The organism is Bacillus sp. FSL W8-0629 (genome assembly GCF_038593225.1).
GTDB lineage: Bacteria > Bacillota > Bacilli > Bacillales > Bacillaceae > Bacillus > Bacillus altitudinis.
On sequence record NZ_CP151975.1, the window covers coordinates 241830 to 259366 of the forward strand.

Annotated in this window: 17 protein-coding genes; 11 read left to right on the forward strand and 6 right to left on the reverse strand. The window is 42.1% G+C overall.

Going from position 1 to position 17537, the window contains the following annotated elements:
* Window positions 1-51 precede the first annotated feature (51 nt).
* A complete protein-coding gene (locus NSQ17_RS01410) occupies window positions 52-819 on the reverse strand; it encodes a GNAT family N-acetyltransferase (protein WP_039169312.1) in 768 nt (255 codons plus the stop codon).
* 203 nt (window positions 820-1022) lie between these two features.
* Between NSQ17_RS01410 and NSQ17_RS01415 the strand changes: the two genes are divergently transcribed.
* The 4 genes from NSQ17_RS01415 (at window position 1023) to NSQ17_RS01430 (ending at window position 3862) form a co-directional block, all read left to right on the forward strand.
* Window positions 1023-1481: a MarR family transcriptional regulator gene (locus tag NSQ17_RS01415; protein WP_024719151.1), complete on the forward strand. Its 459-nt coding sequence runs from the start codon at window positions 1023-1025 to the stop codon at window positions 1479-1481.
* Window positions 1482-1829: 348 nt separating this feature from the next.
* A complete protein-coding gene (locus NSQ17_RS01420; protein WP_008343870.1) occupies window positions 1830-2291 on the forward strand; it encodes a DUF523 domain-containing protein in 462 nt (153 codons plus the stop codon).
* 29 nt (window positions 2292-2320) lie between these two features.
* Complete coding sequence (locus NSQ17_RS01425) at window positions 2321-2737, forward strand: DUF5301 domain-containing protein (protein ID WP_008343869.1); 417 nt, start codon at window positions 2321-2323, stop codon at window positions 2735-2737.
* 297 nt (window positions 2738-3034) lie between these two features.
* A complete protein-coding gene (locus tag NSQ17_RS01430; protein WP_008343867.1) occupies window positions 3035-3862 on the forward strand; it encodes an aldo/keto reductase in 828 nt (275 codons plus the stop codon).
* Window positions 3863-3913: 51 nt separating this feature from the next.
* Here the strand turns inward: NSQ17_RS01430 and NSQ17_RS01435 are convergent, their stop codons facing one another.
* Window positions 3914-4996 (reverse strand): iron-containing alcohol dehydrogenase family protein, encoded by a 1083-nt coding sequence (locus NSQ17_RS01435; protein ID WP_342467761.1) that lies wholly within the window; start codon window positions 4994-4996, stop codon window positions 3914-3916.
* A 199-nt stretch (window positions 4997-5195) separates the two neighbouring features.
* On the opposite strand from NSQ17_RS01435, the gene NSQ17_RS01440 reads away from it, so the two are divergent.
* Together NSQ17_RS01440 and NSQ17_RS01445 are read left to right on the forward strand one after the other, a co-directional pair.
* Window positions 5196-6164, forward strand: a complete 969-nt coding sequence (locus NSQ17_RS01440; protein ID WP_007498459.1) for a rhodanese-related sulfurtransferase — start codon at window positions 5196-5198, stop codon at window positions 6162-6164.
* Window positions 6165-6507: 343 nt separating this feature from the next.
* Complete coding sequence (locus NSQ17_RS01445) at window positions 6508-8127, forward strand: APC family permease (RefSeq protein WP_024719047.1); 1620 nt, start codon at window positions 6508-6510, stop codon at window positions 8125-8127.
* A gap of 33 nt (window positions 8128-8160) precedes the next feature.
* Here NSQ17_RS01445 and NSQ17_RS01450 read toward each other — a convergent pair whose 3' ends face one another.
* Window positions 8161-8361: a hypothetical protein gene (locus NSQ17_RS01450; protein WP_024719046.1), complete on the reverse strand. Its 201-nt coding sequence runs from the start codon at window positions 8359-8361 to the stop codon at window positions 8161-8163.
* Window positions 8362-8546: 185 nt separating this feature from the next.
* Between NSQ17_RS01450 and NSQ17_RS01455 the strand changes: the two genes are divergently transcribed.
* From NSQ17_RS01455 to NSQ17_RS01470, 4 genes are all read left to right on the forward strand, one after another.
* Window positions 8547-9383, forward strand: coding sequence for a PRD domain-containing protein (locus NSQ17_RS01455; RefSeq protein WP_008343858.1), 837 nt, complete (start codon window positions 8547-8549; stop codon window positions 9381-9383).
* 236 nt (window positions 9384-9619) lie between these two features.
* A complete protein-coding gene (locus NSQ17_RS01460; RefSeq protein WP_058336293.1) occupies window positions 9620-11479 on the forward strand; it encodes a beta-glucoside-specific PTS transporter subunit IIABC in 1860 nt (619 codons plus the stop codon).
* Between the two features lie 18 nt (window positions 11480-11497).
* Window positions 11498-12919, forward strand: coding sequence for a glycoside hydrolase family 1 protein (locus NSQ17_RS01465; RefSeq protein ID WP_342467762.1), 1422 nt, complete (start codon window positions 11498-11500; stop codon window positions 12917-12919).
* A gap of 153 nt (window positions 12920-13072) precedes the next feature.
* A complete protein-coding gene (locus NSQ17_RS01470; protein ID WP_058336295.1) occupies window positions 13073-13258 on the forward strand; it encodes a hypothetical protein in 186 nt (61 codons plus the stop codon).
* A gap of 118 nt (window positions 13259-13376) precedes the next feature.
* On the opposite strand, the gene NSQ17_RS01475 is transcribed toward NSQ17_RS01470, so the two are convergent.
* On the reverse strand, window positions 13377-13658 hold the full coding sequence (locus tag NSQ17_RS01475) for a hypothetical protein (protein ID WP_025206666.1): 282 nt from the start codon (window positions 13656-13658) through the stop codon (window positions 13377-13379).
* A 572-nt stretch (window positions 13659-14230) separates the two neighbouring features.
* On the opposite strand from NSQ17_RS01475, the gene arr reads away from it, so the two are divergent.
* Window positions 14231-14647 (forward strand): NAD(+)--rifampin ADP-ribosyltransferase, encoded by a 417-nt coding sequence (gene arr / locus NSQ17_RS01480; protein ID WP_041508172.1) that lies wholly within the window; start codon window positions 14231-14233, stop codon window positions 14645-14647.
* Between the two features lie 61 nt (window positions 14648-14708).
* On the opposite strand, the gene NSQ17_RS01485 is transcribed toward arr, so the two are convergent.
* Together NSQ17_RS01485 and NSQ17_RS01490 are read right to left on the reverse strand one after the other, a co-directional pair.
* Window positions 14709-16628 (reverse strand): BglG family transcription antiterminator, encoded by a 1920-nt coding sequence (locus NSQ17_RS01485; protein ID WP_342467763.1) that lies wholly within the window; start codon window positions 16626-16628, stop codon window positions 14709-14711.
* Window positions 16625-17509: an ROK family protein gene (locus tag NSQ17_RS01490; protein ID WP_058336297.1), complete on the reverse strand. Its 885-nt coding sequence runs from the start codon at window positions 17507-17509 to the stop codon at window positions 16625-16627. The genes NSQ17_RS01485 and NSQ17_RS01490 overlap by 4 nt, the downstream gene beginning before the upstream one ends.
* Between the last annotated feature and the right edge of the window lie 28 nt (window positions 17510-17537).

The window sequence follows — 17537 nt, forward strand, 5'->3', positions numbered from 1 at the left end:
GAGACAGGATGCCTTTCTTTGCCCTTGATAAGTCAGGAAAAATGTCATCGTCTATTCAAAAACTACCATTTCTCCAATTGGTTGAAATCCGGCACGCTGATAGATATGTTTGCCGTCATTTGAGGCTTGTAACATCACACACTTTTGTTTGTTATCTGTTTGGGTCAGAAGGTAATGAAACATGTCACTGCCAAGTCCTCTTCCGCGGTGTTCTGCCTTTGTGATGACATCATAAATACCGTAGCTGTCTGCTGTTTCGATCAATAAGCCCGTTGTGACCGGTTTGTTGTGTTCATATCCAACGAACATGCGGGTACTCGGGTGTAATCGTTCAATCGAAAAGCGTTGGAAATAGCTGTTTAAAGCGATTGCCTCAGGTGATCCTTCGAAAAGTTCGGTAAATAAATGTTGATAATCGAGAAAAGTTTGATCGTCAGTCACTTCCTTGATCGTAAGCGATTGAGAGGTCCTTTGATCGATGTCGTTTGTATGTTCAAGCATCATGATGGTATTGCGTTCCACTTCTTGAAACCCATATTTCTGCATGATATTCGACCAATCGGGGTGGAGCAGGCTTTGAGTGATCCATGTGCTGAATGTTAGTTGCTGTTGCTGCATTTGTTCGATGGCAGCTTCCACTTTTTGTTGATCTTGTATGTGCGCTGAAATGGGTAATAACAAATTGAACGTGTCAGTTGATATATGCGTGTTTGATAGAACGAAATCTTCCGTTGATAGGAACGATCCGTTTACAACAGAAGAAAACAAATTTATTTTTTCTTCTAACTGGCGAATGGCCATTTGCTGCTCTGTTTTTATTCTCTCACCTTCTTTTTTTGATTGAGGGTTACCTATCATAAATAATAGCAAAGAAAAGGAAATTGTGCGGTTGTAATCTAGTAAAAAAGTTCTCTTATTTATCAGGTCTGATGACCCATTCTTTTCCTCATCCCCACATTTCTTTTGACTCCTTTATTGATTATTAGTACCATTTTATTAACCAGTTAAGAGTGGAGGTTCAGATGGAAACAAACGAGCAGATTGTCTTAAAAGCGATTCAAGATTTGATTATGCATAGGGAAAAGAAACGGAACGATCCAACAGATCCACTGATTACCACGACTGATACACTCAAGCAAGATTGGACACTTACACAGCTTCATATTTTATCTATGATTCAAGCAAACCCTAATGAATCCAATAATACATTTCTTTCACAACAACTAAAACTATCAAAACCAGCCATTACAAAGGCTGTGAAAAAGCTCATCGAAAAAGGCATGGTCGACTATTGCCACCGGCAAGGTGACAAGAAATCCGTCTATTATTCACTGACAGAGGAAGGCACACAGCTTGCGGCACTGCATGATGAGCTTCATGAACAGGCAGTCTCCTCCTATTTAGAATTCCTCCATGAATTTAATGAAGACGAGCTACAGGTTATTGAGCGCTTCTTAAAGGCTTGGAAGGAAAAGATATAAATAACGGACCGAAAGCTTTCTATAAACTAGATGCTTTCGGTTTTTTTATGGTAAAATTAACATATATTGACGTTATTCGTGATGATGATTGAGGGAGGGAGCCGTGTTGGTGAAAGAGATGATGGAGAATTTTAAAAAATCTATTTTTATCATGCCGTTCGTCGGATTGTTTGTCAGCTTGCTATTATTTGTTTATTTTTTTGGGATCACAGGAGTTGAAGGGTCCATGTGGGCGGCTGTTTTGTATTGTGCTCTGCCCTTTCTGATGTACACGATACTCTGTTTGCCTTTATGGATTTATTTTAAAGTCAGCAAAAAACGTTCAATACATAGAAATGAGGAACATACATGATAGTTGTTAGCGCTTGTCTTGCGGGATTAAAGGTCCGTTATAATGGCAGCCATCGATTAGATCAACGTATCGAGGAGCTTGTGCAGGAAGGAAAGGCGGTAACAGTTTGTCCTGAGCTGCTTGGCGGCTTCTCTACACCAAGACCTCCCGCAGAAATTATTGGTGGAGATGGTCATGATGTCTTACGGGGGCAGGCTTCTGTTGTTGATGTTCATGGAACAGATGTGACAGAGATGTATGTAAATGGTGCACAAGACACGCTTAAGCAGGTTCAGACTCTTGGCGCAACATCCGTCGTGTTAAAAGAGTACAGCCCTTCTTGCGGAAGCCGGATGATCTATCGGGGAGAGTTTAACGGGAAGACAAGGGCTGGGGACGGTGTGACGTCTGCCTTGCTGAAACAGCATGGGATTCAAGTATTCTCTGAGGAGGATGATTGGACCTCGCTGTTTGTATAGGGATGGCGTGAATTGAAGGAGGAGTTAGGTTGAAGAAGTGGATCATTGGTTTAGTAGTCGTTATTTTCATCGGAATAGGTCTTTATTTTATGATCAATGCCAAAACATATGCTTTTGATGATGTGGTCTCGATTGATAAAGATAAAGTGACTTCTATTCAAATTGAGCATGATGATGAGCGCGTTGTAGTGGATAAGAAAGAGGATATTCAAAAGTTGCTGAAAAAATTTTCGGGTATTCAATTAAAGAAAATAAACGAGGCTAAAAAAGCCTCAAAAGAATCTTATTGGATCAGAGTGTACGAGAACGAAAAGCAAACTTATGGTCTGACTTTTTATGACCAAAGCTTTTTAGAGACATATGATGGTTCTAAAACAAAAAATCGAATCAGTGAATACCAAATCGTTGATGCAAATCAAGTCGATATGGGACAATACATCAAATAAGATCATTCAGTATATGAATGGTTTCAGCGTGTAGACAAACCCTCGCATTCTTTGTCAGTCCTGCGTGCTGGTGCTCACGAATGTCAAATTCGCTCTGCACCAGTACTCGTCCTTCCTAGGGATGCAAAGGTTTTCTATCACGCTGAAAAGAAGACAAAGGGCTAAAATCAAGTTCATTTTAGCCCTTTGTCAACTATCTGAGATCATTCAGTCTATGAATGGTTTATCTTCATGCATGATCTTTCGCACATTCGGGTATAGTGCATGGTAAGCAAAAATGAAGCGGAGGTTTGTTTGATGAGTGGATTAACAGATACAGTCACATTAGCAAACGGAGTGAAAATGCCGAAGCTTGGCTTTGGTGTGTGGCAAGTAAAAGATGGGGATGAGGCTGTAAATGCAGTCAAAGACGCACTAGAAGCGGGCTATCGCAGTATAGATACAGCAGCGGCCTATCAAAATGAAGAAGGTGTTGGCAAAGCCATTCAGCAATCAGGCATCTCTCGCGATGATCTGTTCATTACGACAAAAGTGTGGAATAGTGATCAAGGATATGAGTCAACGCTTGAAGCCTTTGAAACGAGTATGAACAAACTTGGTCTGGATGTATTGGATCTTTATTTAATCCATTGGCCGGTTGAAGGCAAATATAAAGAAACGTGGAAGGCGCTAGAAAAGCTGTATAAGGATGGCCGCGTGAAAGCCATTGGCGTGTGTAACTTCCATCAGCACCATTTAGAAGATTTATTAGAAGAGGCAGAAGTGGTACCAATGGTCAATCAAATTGAGCTGCATCCGAAGCTGACGCAGGAGCCTTTACGTGACTACTGCAAGGCAAAAGGCATTCATGTAGAAGCATGGTCGCCATTAGGCAGCGGAAAACTTCTTAACCATCCGGTGCTTCAAGATATTGCGAAAAAACATGAGAAGTCAGTGGCGCAAGTCATTCTTCGATGGGACTTGCAGCATGGCATTATCACCATTCCGAAATCTGTGACGAAGAGCCGAATCATCGAAAACACAAACGTATTTGATTTCGAGTTGTCCGCCCATGAAATGAGTGTCATTGATCAGCTCAATGAAGATGAGCGCACGGGTCCAGACCCAGATAACTTCGATTTTTAATATAAGAAAAGCACGGGCGGGATGCCTGTGCTTTTTTATTTGCCGGTATGTTCAGACCGTTTTTTGAGGCTGATAGGTCTCAATGATTTGAATGGCGTCGACAATTTGCTCTTTCGTATAGTCTCCAATCAAACAAAAGGTTTCATCTTTACTTGCAGCATGGTTTGCCACTGTATGTGCTGCTTCCTCTAGCTGAGCTGTGATGCCAAGCTCACGCATCGTTCTAGGTAATCCGAGTGTTTGATAAAGCTCAAGTAATGCTTCTACTTCCGTCATACGGTTTTCTGCAGCAAGCTGAACGAGAATGCCATAGGCCACTTTTTGTCCATGTAACACATGATGTGTTTCATCAATAAATGTTAATCCATTATGAACAGCATGGGCTCCTGCCATTCTGCCATAACGTCCTCCATAGCCGCCGACTGTTCCGGCTAACGTAATGATCGTATCTGTTACATCTGCAAAGGCTTGAGAAAGCTGACCTGTTTTTAAACTGCTAACGGCTTCTTCACTATGAGTCAGAAGAATGTCACGAACGTACACTGCCTGCTTTAATGCAGCATGTACCATGAGCGGCAAGGTGCCTTTTGTGTTGCGAATAATGGCTTCCGCTTCATACCATTTTGCGAGCGTATCCCCAATTCCGCTTTGGAGATAGGAAAGAGGAGATGAAAGCAAAAAAGTATGATCAATTAACGTGAGATAGCTGGACCGCTTATGATAGTCGACCCTCATGAAATTCCCCTTGTCATCATAAATGACGCTGAGCGGTGTAGAAGCCGCACATGTCCCAGGAATCGTCGGCACCATGATCACTTCAATTTGGAGAGCGTCGGCAACAGACTTCGCTGTATCTAAAATCGTGCCGCCACCGATCCCGATGATCACGTCTGAACTCTTGAGTTCTTCCGCAATTCGTGTGATCGCATTTGGTGAACTGTAACCTTTATGCTGAACAACAGGCCACTCGGATGGAAGCTTTGTGTACTGTGAAAAGGCTTGATATGAGTCATATCCTGTCACTATAGCTGGTGACTGAAAGGGAGTAACAAGTGACTCGATTTCATGATAAATCCCCTTTTGAGAAATAAACTGGTTAGGACCGCTTCTGACGATATCTTCTGGCTGGATCATTGACTTATGCTCCTTTACGAAATCATATAGTTCTTAAATCATCTCATTTTACAGAAAGTTCTGTCAAATAATCGAACAATATGAGACCATAGGCCCTTCCGTTTTATGGAATTGAACTGCTGACATTGCCTTAAGGTATGTATTTCCTGTATGATATAAAATGGTATGTTTTGATTAAATTTAAGAGGTGTTTATATATATGGAAAAACAATATCGTGTATTACTTTACTATCAATATGTCCCCATTGAGGATCCAGAAACGTTTACAGCAGAGCATCTAGCATTCTGTAAGGAACTTGGTTTGTTAGGTCGTATTCTTGTTTCATCTGAAGGCATAAACGGAACCGTTTCTGGTACCATTGAGCAGACGGACAAGTACATGCAAGCATTGAAAGAAGATCCACGCTTTGCGTCCATGCCAATTAAAATTGACGAAGCAGATGGTCATGCGTTTAAAAAAATGCACGTCCGCCACCGAAATGAATTGGTGAATTTAAGTCTTGAAGATGATGTGAATCCGCTAGAATTAACGGGGAAACATCTCAGCCCAGTTGAATTTTACGAGCAAATGCAATCACCTGATACGGTCGTGATTGATGCACGTAATGATTATGAGTTTGATGTCGGTCACTTCAGAGGTGCTGTGCGCCCTGACATTGAGACATTCCGTGAATTACCTGAGTGGATTCGTGACAACAAAGAGATTCTTGAAGGGAAAAAAATTCTGACGTATTGCACAGGCGGCGTACGCTGTGAGAAATTCTCAGGATGGTTAAAGCGTGAAGGCTTTGAAGATGTATCCCAGCTTGACGGTGGAATTGTCACGTACGGAAAAGACCCGGAAGTTCAAGGAAAGCTCTGGGACGGTCAATGTTATGTGTTTGATAACCGCCTAACGGTTCCAGTCAATCAAACAGAGCACGTCGTGGTAGGAAAAGATTTCTTCACTGGCGAACCTTGCGAGCGTTATGTGAACTGTGCGAACCCTGCATGTAACCGCAAAATGATTGCAACAGAAGAAAGCGAGCATAAATATATGCGCAGCTGCAGCCATGAATGCCGCACAAGCGAACGTAACCTTTATGTGAAACAGCACAATTTATCTGAAGAAGAAGTTCAAGAAAGACTAGCTGTCATTGAAAAAGAACAAGCAATCTCACAAGGATAAGAGGGTTTCCCTTTTATCCTTTTTTCTTTGAATGATACGTGTTCAGAGGGAAGAGGAAGTCATTTCCTCTTTCTTTTTTGTTTTGTTTTTTTCAAAATAAGGGTAAAGGTAGTTAATCAGTCTAATAGATTGAACAGTTGAAAAAGCGCTTTCTTTTGAAATAAGCATGTTCGACTATTTCAGAAAATGGAGAATTGAGAGATAATATAACAGGCAAAAAAATGAACAAAGATAAAAGTTCAGATCAGAAAGTATTTGCCAATGGAATGAATGGTGAGCTGCTATAAGAGAAAGGCGCTTGCTCGACACATGCTCTGTATTTTAATCGAAAGGTGTTATGAACATGAATCATTTGCATCGTAGGATGGGAACTTTCGCTTTAATGATGGTAGGTCTTGGCTCAATCATTGGTTCAGGATGGCTCTTTGGTGCGTGGCGGGCTGCTCAAATCGCCGGCCCTGCTGCTATTTTGTCATGGTTGATCGGGATGGTTGTTATTTTATTTATCGCATTGTCTTATAGTGAACTCGGGTCGATGTTTCCAGAGGCAGGCGGAATGGTCAAATATACGCAATATTCACATGGCTCTTTTATTGGATTTATCGCCGCTTGGGCAAACTGGATTGCGATTGTCTCAGTGATTCCTGTTGAGGCAGTGGCCTCCGTTCAATACATGAGCTCATGGCCTTGGGAGTGGGCAAAGTGGACAAGCCATTTGGTCACAAAAGGGGTTTTGACGACCGAGGGGCTCATGGTGGCAAGTGTGCTGCTGGTGATTTATTTTCTGCTCAATTATTGGACAGTTGGGTTGTTTTCAAAGGCGAATACATTCATTACGGTTTTTAAAATCGTCATTCCAGGATTAACAATTGGTGCGCTCTTATTCGTAGGTTTTCATAGTGAGAATTTTACTTCTGGAACAAGTATTGCGCCGAACGGCTGGGCGAGTGTGCTCACAGCTGTGGCAACATCAGGGATTGTGTTTGCTTTTAATGGCTTCCAAAGCCCGATTAATATGGCAGGAGAAGCGAAAAATCCAGGGCGTTCGATTCCAATCGCCATTGTTGGATCGATTTTGATTGCAACGGTCATTTATGTGCTGCTGCAAATCGCTTTTATTGGCGCTGTCGATCCATCAATGATTGTGAATGGCTGGGGGCATTTGAATTTCAACTCGCCATTTGCTGACCTTGCCATTGCGCTAGGGATCAACTGGCTTGTCCTTATTTTATATGCAGATGCGTTCGTTTCTCCTTCTGGCACAGGGATTACGTATACGGCGACGACGTCTCGTATGATTTATGGGATGGAAAAAAACAAGTACATGCCGAGTGTACTAGGCCGTCTGCACCCAATTTACGGTGTGCCTCGTCCAGCGATGTTTTTTAACTTAGGCGTATCGTTTATCTTTCTGTTTTTGTTTAGAGGCTGGGGGGTTCTCGCTGAAATTATCTCTGTGGCGACCTTGATTTCCTATTTGACAGGACCTGTGACAGTAATGACGCTGAGAAAGACGGGCACAGATTTATATCGTCCACTGCGAATTAAAGGACTCAGCATCATTGCTCCGCTTGGTTTTGTCTTTGCATCATTGACACTGTACTGGGCGAGATGGCCGCTGACGGGTCAGGTGCTGTTCATTATTCTCATCGGTCTGCCAATCTATTTTTACTATCAAGCAAAAGCGAAGTGGAAGGGCTTTGGCCGTCACTTTAAAGCAGGTGCTTGGATGGTTGTGTATTTGCTTGTGATGATGACGATTTCTTGTCTCGGCAGTGATAAATTTGGCGGGTATAACGTCATTCATTATGGCTGGGATATGGCGCTCATTGCAGTTGTGGCGTTGTTATTTTATATGTGGGCACTCAAAAGTGGATTTGAAACAGAGTTTTTAGAAGATGCGAAAAAAATCAATGATGAACTGCGTGCTTCTCAGAAAGAAGCCGCCTCATCTAAGGAATAACGGAAGGGCTGCCTGAATACTGCGGGCAGCCTTTTATTTGGATGAGTGATGCATGACATGTTGCTTTAGCCAAGTGGTAACGCCGTGTAGAACGGTGGCTGTCACAAGACAGATAAGCGCATATCTCCATAGCTGATCTAAGCCTTGTCCACTAAGCCAAAAAACAATACCTAGAATAAAGAGAGTCAGAATGAACATGAATAAAAAAGATGCTGACCAGAAAAAAGCCTTCATCGAAGGTCACCTCCTCGGGGTATTGTATGCAGGCCGGGGGAGGATCAGACCAGCAAGAAAGAAGTGAAAATATCGTGAAATCTATTTCAAAAGTCAGATAAAAACGCCAAGTGATTTGACAGTTGTGTTAAGATGAGAGCATATTTTGAGTGTAGATGGCTGGTTATAGACGGAGGTGTTTGGAGATGCAGATTCAAAAGGTTCTAAACAATAATGTCATTAGTGTGATAGATGAACAAGGAAAAGAAATCGTCGTCATGGGCAGAGGCATCGCTTTTCAAAGACGTCCCGGCGACCCGGTGGACGAGGCGTTAATTGATAAAGTGTTCCGCCTAGAAGATCATTCCGTACATGAGCGGATGAAAATGCTGCTTCAAGAGGTTCCATATGATGTCGTCAAGGTGACCGAGGAAATGATCCAATACGCACATACAAAGCTGAACCGAAGATTAAACGAAAGTCTGCATGTATCGCTGGCAGACCATATTCATTACGCCATCGAACGATTAAAGAAAAACCACTTGATTGAGAATTCGCTGATTTGGGAGATTAAACGTTTATACAAAGATGAGTTTCTCGTGGCGAAGGAATGCCTTGAGATGATTGAAGATCGTCTTCATATTGAACTGCCTGAAGATGAAGCGGGCTTTATTGCCATGCATATCATTAATGCAGAGCTCAATGAAGACATGAATACAACGGTCAATATCACAAAAGAAGTGAATGCCATACTGACCATTGTGAAATATCATCTGAACATGGAATTTGATGAAGACTCGCTCAACTTTTATCGTTTTCTCACACATTTACGCTTTTTCGTACAGCGTCTCATCAACGAAACGCTACTCGTCAGTGAAGATCAAGATTTATATCAGCTGATTAAAGTGAAATATCCGAAGGCGTACGAATGCGCAAAGAAAATCGCAGAATATGTGTATCAAACGTATCATCGCGACCTGACATCAGAGGAGATGCTCTATCTATCGATTCATTTGAATCGACTCATCAAACGAGAAAAATAAAGATAAAATTTTAAAAGAAAGCGTTGACATCATAAAAAGTGAGTGGTACTATTTGCTCATAAACATAAAAGAATACGGTTTCACAATGATCGTCTTAGAGGATTGTGACTGTTCGGCAGGCAAAACCTAAACGTTCACTGAAAAAGCGCAATAGCAAGTTGCGACTATTTTTGGTGCCCGTTTAGGTTTTTATTTTGCCTAAAAACGTATTTTTTTGAAAAAAAGGGGGTTTTTGTATGAGTCATCGTCAATTAGCAGAAGACATTATCAAACATATCGGGACAGAGAAAAACGTTCATTCATTGGTTCACTGTGCCACAAGACTTCGCTTCACATTAAATGACAGATCAAAAGCAGATAAAGCGGCCATTGAAAAATTAAATGGTGTGGTGACTGTCATGGAAAGCGGCGGCCAGTTTCAGGTGGTCATTGGCAACACGGTACCAGAGGTATATCGAGAGATTGGGGAGTTTACGAATCTATTAGAGGATTCCACTTCTTCATCTGCTAGATCAAGTGAAGAAAGTACAAGTCTTTTCGGAAAATTCGTCGACATTGTTTCTGGAATTTTCACACCGCTTCTAGGTGTCATGGCGGGTGCCGGTATTTTAAAAGGACTTCTAGGCATCTGTATCAATGCAAAATGGTTATCTCCTGAAGATACGTCGTATCAAATTTTATTTGCCGCATCAGACAGCTTGTTCTACTTCCTGCCGCTGCTGCTCGCATTCACTTCTGCTAGGAAGTTTAAAGCGAATCCATTTGTTGCTGTGACGATTGCAGGTGCACTGATCTACCCGACTATTCAAGAGCTCACAAAAGGCGGCGGAGATGTGTCGTTCTTCGGCATTCCGGTTGTCTTAATGTCTTATACATCAACGGTTATCCCGATTATTTTGGCAGTGTTTGTGATGGGATATATCGAACGTTTCTTTAACAAAGTTATTCATGAAAGTGTGAAAAACTTTATTACACCACTGATTTTACTGGTCACGGTCGTTCCACTGACACTGATCGTATTTGGACCATTTGGTGTGTATGCAGGGAACGGAATTGCAGCCGTCCTGCTGAAAGTATTCTCCTTTAGCCCTACACTTGCCGGTGCTTTAATTGCGATGGCATGGCAGGTTCTTGTCATCTTCGGTATCCATTGGGGGCTTGTGCCAGTCATTTTAAATAATATTGCGGTTCATGGAAAAGATCATATTAAGCCGGCCACTGCGCCAGCTGTATTTTCACAAGCCGGTGCTTCCATCGGTGTTATGCTGAAAACAAAGAACAAAAAGCTGAAATCATTAGCTGGATCGACAGCGGTTTCTGCTGTATTTGGAATTACAGAACCTGCTGTATACGGCGTCACACTTCGTTTGAAAAAACCATTTATTGCAGCGGTTATCTCTGCCGGTGTCGGTGGTGCCATTATCGGTTATTCACAAAGTATTGCGATCGCATCAGGTCTTCCGAGTTTACTGACACTTCCGATCTTCTATGGTCAAGGATTTACAGGATTCTTAATCGGAATTTCCGTTTCATTTGTCCTTTCAATCGTCTTAACCTATTTGATTGGATTCAAAGATCCTGTGGATGAAGAAGATGCTCCTGCAACTAGTTCTGTACCAGCATCTGAAAATGAACATGGTGTCAAAGCAGCTCATGTGAAAAGTCCTTTATCTGGCGAAGTCATCAAGCTAGAAGAGGTGCAAGATAAAGCCTTCTCATCTGGCGCTTTAGGTAAGGGCGCAGCTATTATTCCATCAGAAGGCAAGCTGTTTGCACCAGTAACTGGGGTCGTGACAACGGTATTCCCAACAGGACATGCATACGGTCTCACCTCTGAAAGCGGAGCAGAAGTACTCATTCATATTGGACTGGATACTGTACAACTTGGGGGGCGTCATTTTACGCCGAAGGTTGAGCAGGGCCAAACCATTACAGAAGGTGAACTGCTTGCGGAGTTTGATATTGAGGCCATTCAAGCAGCAGGTCTTTCTGTCACAACACCTGTGATTATTACCAATTCCGGTGAATTTAGCGATATCATTGAGACAGAAGAAAAACAAGTGACACCAGGACAATCATTTTTACACTTAGTTTAAGAAAGGGAGGACATAATCATGAGATATTCAACACTAGCACCATTTCCAAAAGACTTTTTCTGGGGCGGATCGACTTCCGCCTATCAAGTAGAAGGTGCATGGAACGAGGATGGCAAGGGGCCTTCAGTCATTGATATGAGAGAAAGCTATCCTGAAGGAACAACTGATTTTAAGGTAGCCAGCGATCACTATCATCGATATAAAGAGGACGTGAAGATGTTTGCAGAAATGGGCTTGAAGGCTTATCGTTTCTCCATTGCATGGACACGTATCATTCCAGATGGAGATGGGGAGATCAATCAAAAGGGAATTGACTTCTACCATTCTCTCATTGATGAATTGCGCCGCTATGACATTGAACCAATTGTGACGATGTATCACTTTGATTTACCTCATGCGCTTCAAGTGAAAGGCGGTTGGTCAAATCGTTCGACAGTCGATGCGTTTGAACGTTATGCGGAGGTTTTGTTCCAGGAGTATGGCGAGAAGGTAAAATATTGGCTGACCATTAATGAACAAAACATGATGATCTTACATGGATCAGCTCTAGGTACACTGGATCCAAATTTAGAAAATCCGAAAAAAGAACTATATCAGCAGAACCACCATATGCTTGTGGCACAGGCGAAAGCCATGACGCTTTGTCATCGTTTGCTGCCTGAGGCAAAAATCGGACCAGCGCCAAACATCGCCCTTATTTACCCGGCATCTCCAAAACCTGAGGATGTCATTGCTGCGGCTAATTACAATGCGATCCGCAACTGGCTATATCTTGATATGGCGGTATTCGGTCGTTATAACAACCTTGCATGGGCATACATGAAGGAAAAAGACATTCTTCCTGTGATTGAAGAGGGAGATATGGATATTTTGAAAAGTGCAAAGCCAGACTTCATTGCCTTTAACTACTACACATCTCAAACGGTTGAAGCGAGTAAAGGAGATGGCAATGATGAATTTGCCCGCGGCGGAGATCAGCATTTAAAATCTGGTGAAGATGGCGTCTACAAAGGCGGCAACAACCCGTTCTTAAGTAAAAATGCATTTGGCTGGGAGATTGACCCTGTCGGCTTCCGATCAACGATGCGTGAGATTTATGACCGTTATCAGCTGCCCCTTATTATCACGGAAAACGGATTGGGTGCATTCGACAAATTAGAAGAAGATGGATCGATTCAAGATGATTATCGAATTGACTATTTAGAAAAGCATATCGAACAAATCAAATGGGCAATCACTGACGGCGTCGAGGTCTTCGGATACTGCCCATGGTCTGCAATCGATCTAATCAGCACACACCAAGGATGCTCCAAGCGCTACGGATTCATCTACGTCAACCGCGATGAATTTGACCTAAAAGACCTAAAGAGAATTCGTAAAAAGAGCTCTTACTGGTATGAAACATTAATTCAGCAAAATGGAGAGAACATCGGGAAGTAACAGAAAAAAGCCAGTCACCTTATTAGCGGGTGGCTGGTTTTTTTGTTCACTCTATTGGCAAGAGCATATTGTTCGAATTGTTCTAAAATGTTAGTCTAATGATATATTGTAAAAATTGGATTATTATCCATTATAAGAAAGAGGGTTATGTAGATGATGACGATCCTTTATTTGTTTTTCTTATTGTTCTTTCTTTTTTATGCTTTAAACTATATTGGTCAGAAATTAATTGCGAAGGAACACCCAATGAACCACGGATTGATTGTGACGCTGTCAGCTGTGGAAGGTATTCTTGTTTTTGTCCTTGTTGGACTCAATGAGAAATTTCCTTTTTTTTAAATAATAAATCAAAGAAAATTTATTTTATAAGCCATGAAACATAAAAAAGTAAAAAATACCTGCGGAAAAGAAACTCACTAATCATGTAAGGTTAGTGAGTTCTTCAAATCATAGCCGTTTAAAATGTGGCTTTATATTCAGCACGCCACCAGCCGTCTCCCATATCTACTCTTTGCTGAAGAATCCATAGTAAGTTGTCTTCAGTAAATGAAGTTGGAAAAGCGTTAAAATCTTGGCCATAAATATATCTTGTGAAACTCGCCTTAGTTGAGGCATCATCTGTTATTCTTACATTTTGATTAGAACTTGTAGTAACTGGACTAGTAGCAAAAGCAGGAATAGAACTTCCAAGTAACGCCACAGCCAACGAAGAGGTAATTAGTACTTTTTTAATAGACATAATTAATCACTCCTAATTAATTTTTTCACTAACAATATATTAAATTCGTACATTAATTAAAAAGTCCTCCTATAAAATGAAAATAAATACAATAATTGGTTTTATTGGTATATAAAAGTGGATTTTTCCAATCCATTCAGGTTCAGAACATGAACTAGATCGTAACATGCCTTGGAATACAAATGTGACATTTGGTTTAATTGTGGTGATACCCGTAGTTATAATTACAGTGATAATCTACTTTATAAAAAGCAAAAAAAGAATAGCAATGTACCTAGCTAAAGAGGAGGCTCTATGACAATATTTGTCATAGAGCCTTTATAGTTAATCACTTTATTTATTGCGTCATCTATCAACATCAACAAATATCTTGCAAAGGAATTACGAAAAAACACTAAGATTGTTAAAAGATGACCGAATAGAGGAGGTTCAATCAATCATCTATGTCCGATCACATCTTACTCTCTACTATCATTATACCCCGAATTTCATCTCATTTATAGACTGTTTTCCGCCCGCATCAGCCCGTATACTGTTATACGCAAGTCAAAAACGATAAGGGATGTGGCTGTATGAATGACAAGAAAGATGTTTTAGATCCTGGGCCGTTTTTTCATGGGACGAAAGCGGAATTGAAGATTGGGGACCTTCTTGAACCGTTGCATTTATCCAACTATCAGGATAAACAATCGAACCACATCTATTTTACTGGAACATTAAACGCAGCCAAATGGGGAGCTGAATTAGCCCGGTCTGATGCAAAAGAGAGAATTTATGTTGTAGAACCGACAGGCGAGTTTGAAGACGATCCGAATTTGACTGACAAAAAATTTCCCGGTAACCCGACCCGTTCCTATCGATCGAAATCCCCTTTGAAAATTGTCGCAGAATTAGGTGCTTGGGAAAGACATTCCGATGAAGAAATCAACCATATGCTGACGTCGTTGAAAAAGTTAAGGGAAGAAGGAAAAAATGTCATATATGATTGATTCGTATGTGAGGAATAGATGAATAAAAGGCCGCCCGATTTCACTTGGGCGGCCTTTTGTGCTATTGAAACAGGACATGCATTAGCTCATCAAATGTCCTTGCATGTGTCAAGGAGTGAAGGCGGTCAGGACTGTCTAATAAATCGACAGCTTGTTCAAAAAATTGATTCATGCAGGCAGCGTCATCTTTCTGAATGGCTAACAAGAAAATCAGAGATACTTGATCGCCCTGCCAATCAATTGGCTGTTTCAATCGTGCAATTGCCACGCAGGAGGTGCCTTCATTTGTGATGAGCGGGTGAGGCATTGCAATCCCCTTGCCAAGATAGGTCGATGACATTTGCTCCCGCTCCAGCACGGAGGAACGAAAAGAAGATGAAACAAGCTGATACCCCTCCAGCCGGCTGCAAAGAGTATCTATTACCTCTTCTTTGCTTGAAAGGTCCACATCCAACAAGGTCAATCGTTCTTGGAAAAAAGCCATCAGCTCCTGCGAAGGGGCACCGTGTCCGTTTAACAGGTGAATGACCTCACTCACACGCTGGACATCATGATGTTCAAAAAAAGCATTCACTTGAATGATTGGTTTCCCCTTTGGTGCGAGAGGTACGGTTGTAATAATCACATCACATGGCAAAGTCGTGCTAAAAGCGTAATCCTGATAAGAATAAAGCTCAACAATCTCAAGCTCATGTTGAAAGGCCGCCTTCAATTTAATTTCAAGTAGCCGTGCCGTTCCTAGTCCAGATCCGCATACAATAATGGCCCTCTTTTTTTGTGAGGTGTCAAGATGACTTCTTTCAAATGAAGCAGCAATATGTAAGGCAACATATGCCGCTTCATCTTCATTTGGCGTCCGTACCAGCTGTAAGGCATTGAGTCCGCTGACGGCCAAATCAAACGGATAAGGGTAAGATGTTTTGATTTCATGCAAAAGCGGATTTTGTAAAGACACGCCGTATTGAATTCGATTTAATAATGGCTTCATATGCAGCATCAAATCTTGACGCAGGATATCGTCATCTACAAAACGATGACCGCTTGTTTTTTCAATGTGCTGGAGAAATCGTGTCACTGCCTGACGTACTTCTTCTGTTGTTTGGTGCTCATCGATTTCTTTCCACGTTTGATTCGCTAAGAGATGCATCACCAAGTAATCTGTTTCATCCTCTGATAAGGTGACATGAAACGTGTCGCTTATTTGATGAGTGATCTTTTGAGCGATTCTTGTTAACACTGGCGGTCTTTGTGTGTGAGTGGTACTGGCGGGTATCCGCTGTTTTTTTTGCGTTTGTTGAATGGCAATCGCTAAGTGAATCACTAAATTCTTTAGGGCAATATCTTTAATGAGCAGTGATTCTTGATATAGATTTGTCAGCACAATGGATCGAATGGTTTCGAGTGAAATGTCAGGGAAATGAAGCTGTTCCCGCTCAGTTATATGAGATAGGGCGGGTTCTTCTTCAAGCAGTAAGTCTGCGTAGCACGTCCTTTTTTGCAATTCGTCTCCGTCTACTTTTAAGCCAAATCCAGGCTTTGAGACAAGGGTCATACCGTAACGGGCTAACAGCTCCCGTCCTTTTTTTAAATCACTGCTGACCGTCATACGGCTGATGAACAATTCTTCTGCTAATTGATCAATTTTTAAGTAGTCTGATTGAAGCAATAGTTTTCTCATCATAAATCGTATGCGCTCTTCTGGCATGACGGGAACGAGAGAGCGAGCAGGAAGCTTTTGCTGATGAAGCCAAAGCAGGAAAGCGTCTTGGTCACTTGTTAAGAGCGTATACCCTTTCCCGCGGATGGTCTTGATCATGGCTCCAGCTTGCGTTAACAGCTCATTTGCTTCTTTGATTAAATTGCGGATGGAGCGGTCAGATAAGCGAAAAGAGGCAGTGAGCTCCTCCAGCTTCACGAACCCTTTCGTTTCAAATAGCCGCTGAATGAGCTGGTAGGTTCGAGTATCTGCCGTCATCATCATTGCGCCGCTCCTTGTTCCTTTAAGGCATCAGCTCCAAGGGCGATGGCTCCCATTAAACCAGATAATCCGTCAAAGGAAGGCTTTGTGACGATTTCATTTAATGGCTTTGGTAATTGTAAGTAACCATGAAGGCGTTTGTCTGTTTCTTCAAGGATGAGCGGCAGCAAGGCCGGCTGTTTCATGACACCTCCACCCAAAATAATGCGTTCTGGTGAAAGGGTGAGTAATAAATTTGCGGTCATTTGCCCAAGATAATAAGCTTGAAGTGACCAGGCCGGATGCTCCTCTGGCAGCATTTGTGCCAATGTATGATAGCGGCCTTCTATGGCAGGTCCAGATGCCAATCCCTCTAAACAATCATGGTGGATCGGGCAGCAGCCCCCATAGGTGTCATGAGGGTGGCGCTGAACGGTGATATGTCCCATTTCTGGATGAAGCAGTCCGTGAATGAGGCGGTTTTCAATATAGGCACCGCCACCGATTCCCGTCCCAACCGTGATATAGATCAAGGAATTTGGTCTGTCTGTTTCCGTTGAAAAACGAGCTTCACCGAGCGCCGCACAGTTCACATCCGTATCAAGCTTCATAGGGAGACCGAGTGCTTGTTTTAAGGTTGAGAGTAATGGAAATTGGCGCCAAGCTGTTTTGGGTGTTTCGAGAATCGTCCCATAACTTGGGCTGTGTTCTTTTACATCGACAGGTCCGAATGCGCCTATGCCAATCGCATCAACTGGATGCTCTGTAAAGTATTCGATCACTTGCCGGCATGTTTCTTCTGGGTTCCCTGTTGCAAAGGAAGTCATATGTTCAATCGTTCCGTCTGTTGTTCCGTAGCCGCAGACAAATTTTGTACCGCCTGCTTCGATGCCTCCAATTCGCATGATCAATGCCCTCCATTAAAGAGGGGCG

Excerpts from the sequence above, each read along its gene's own strand:
- NSQ17_RS01460 (WP_058336293.1), top strand. The coding sequence starts at position 9,620 with ATGAGTCATCGTCAATTAGCAGAAGACATTATCAAACATATCGGGACA.
- NSQ17_RS01450 (WP_024719046.1), bottom strand. The coding sequence starts at position 8,361 with ATGAAGGCTTTTTTCTGGTCAGCATCTTTTTTATTCATGTTCATTCTG.
- NSQ17_RS01470 (WP_058336295.1), top strand. The coding sequence starts at position 13,073 with ATGATGACGATCCTTTATTTGTTTTTCTTATTGTTCTTTCTTTTTTAT.
- NSQ17_RS01490 (WP_058336297.1), bottom strand. The coding sequence starts at position 17,509 with ATGCGAATTGGAGGCATCGAAGCAGGCGGTACAAAATTTGTCTGCGGC.
- NSQ17_RS01485 (WP_342467763.1), bottom strand. The coding sequence starts at position 16,628 with ATGATGATGACGGCAGATACTCGAACCTACCAGCTCATTCAGCGGCTA.
- NSQ17_RS01445 (WP_024719047.1), top strand. The coding sequence starts at position 6,508 with ATGAATCATTTGCATCGTAGGATGGGAACTTTCGCTTTAATGATGGTA.
- NSQ17_RS01435 (WP_342467761.1), bottom strand. The coding sequence starts at position 4,996 with ATGATCCAGCCAGAAGATATCGTCAGAAGCGGTCCTAACCAGTTTATT.
- NSQ17_RS01465 (WP_342467762.1), top strand. The coding sequence starts at position 11,498 with ATGAGATATTCAACACTAGCACCATTTCCAAAAGACTTTTTCTGGGGC.
- NSQ17_RS01440 (WP_007498459.1), top strand. The coding sequence starts at position 5,196 with ATGGAAAAACAATATCGTGTATTACTTTACTATCAATATGTCCCCATT.
- arr (WP_041508172.1), top strand. The coding sequence starts at position 14,231 with ATGAATGACAAGAAAGATGTTTTAGATCCTGGGCCGTTTTTTCATGGG.
- NSQ17_RS01430 (WP_008343867.1), top strand. The coding sequence starts at position 3,035 with ATGAGTGGATTAACAGATACAGTCACATTAGCAAACGGAGTGAAAATG.
- NSQ17_RS01475 (WP_025206666.1), bottom strand. The coding sequence starts at position 13,658 with ATGTCTATTAAAAAAGTACTAATTACCTCTTCGTTGGCTGTGGCGTTA.
- NSQ17_RS01455 (WP_008343858.1), top strand. The coding sequence starts at position 8,547 with ATGCAGATTCAAAAGGTTCTAAACAATAATGTCATTAGTGTGATAGAT.
- NSQ17_RS01420 (WP_008343870.1), top strand. The coding sequence starts at position 1,830 with ATGATAGTTGTTAGCGCTTGTCTTGCGGGATTAAAGGTCCGTTATAAT.
- NSQ17_RS01415 (WP_024719151.1), top strand. The coding sequence starts at position 1,023 with ATGGAAACAAACGAGCAGATTGTCTTAAAAGCGATTCAAGATTTGATT.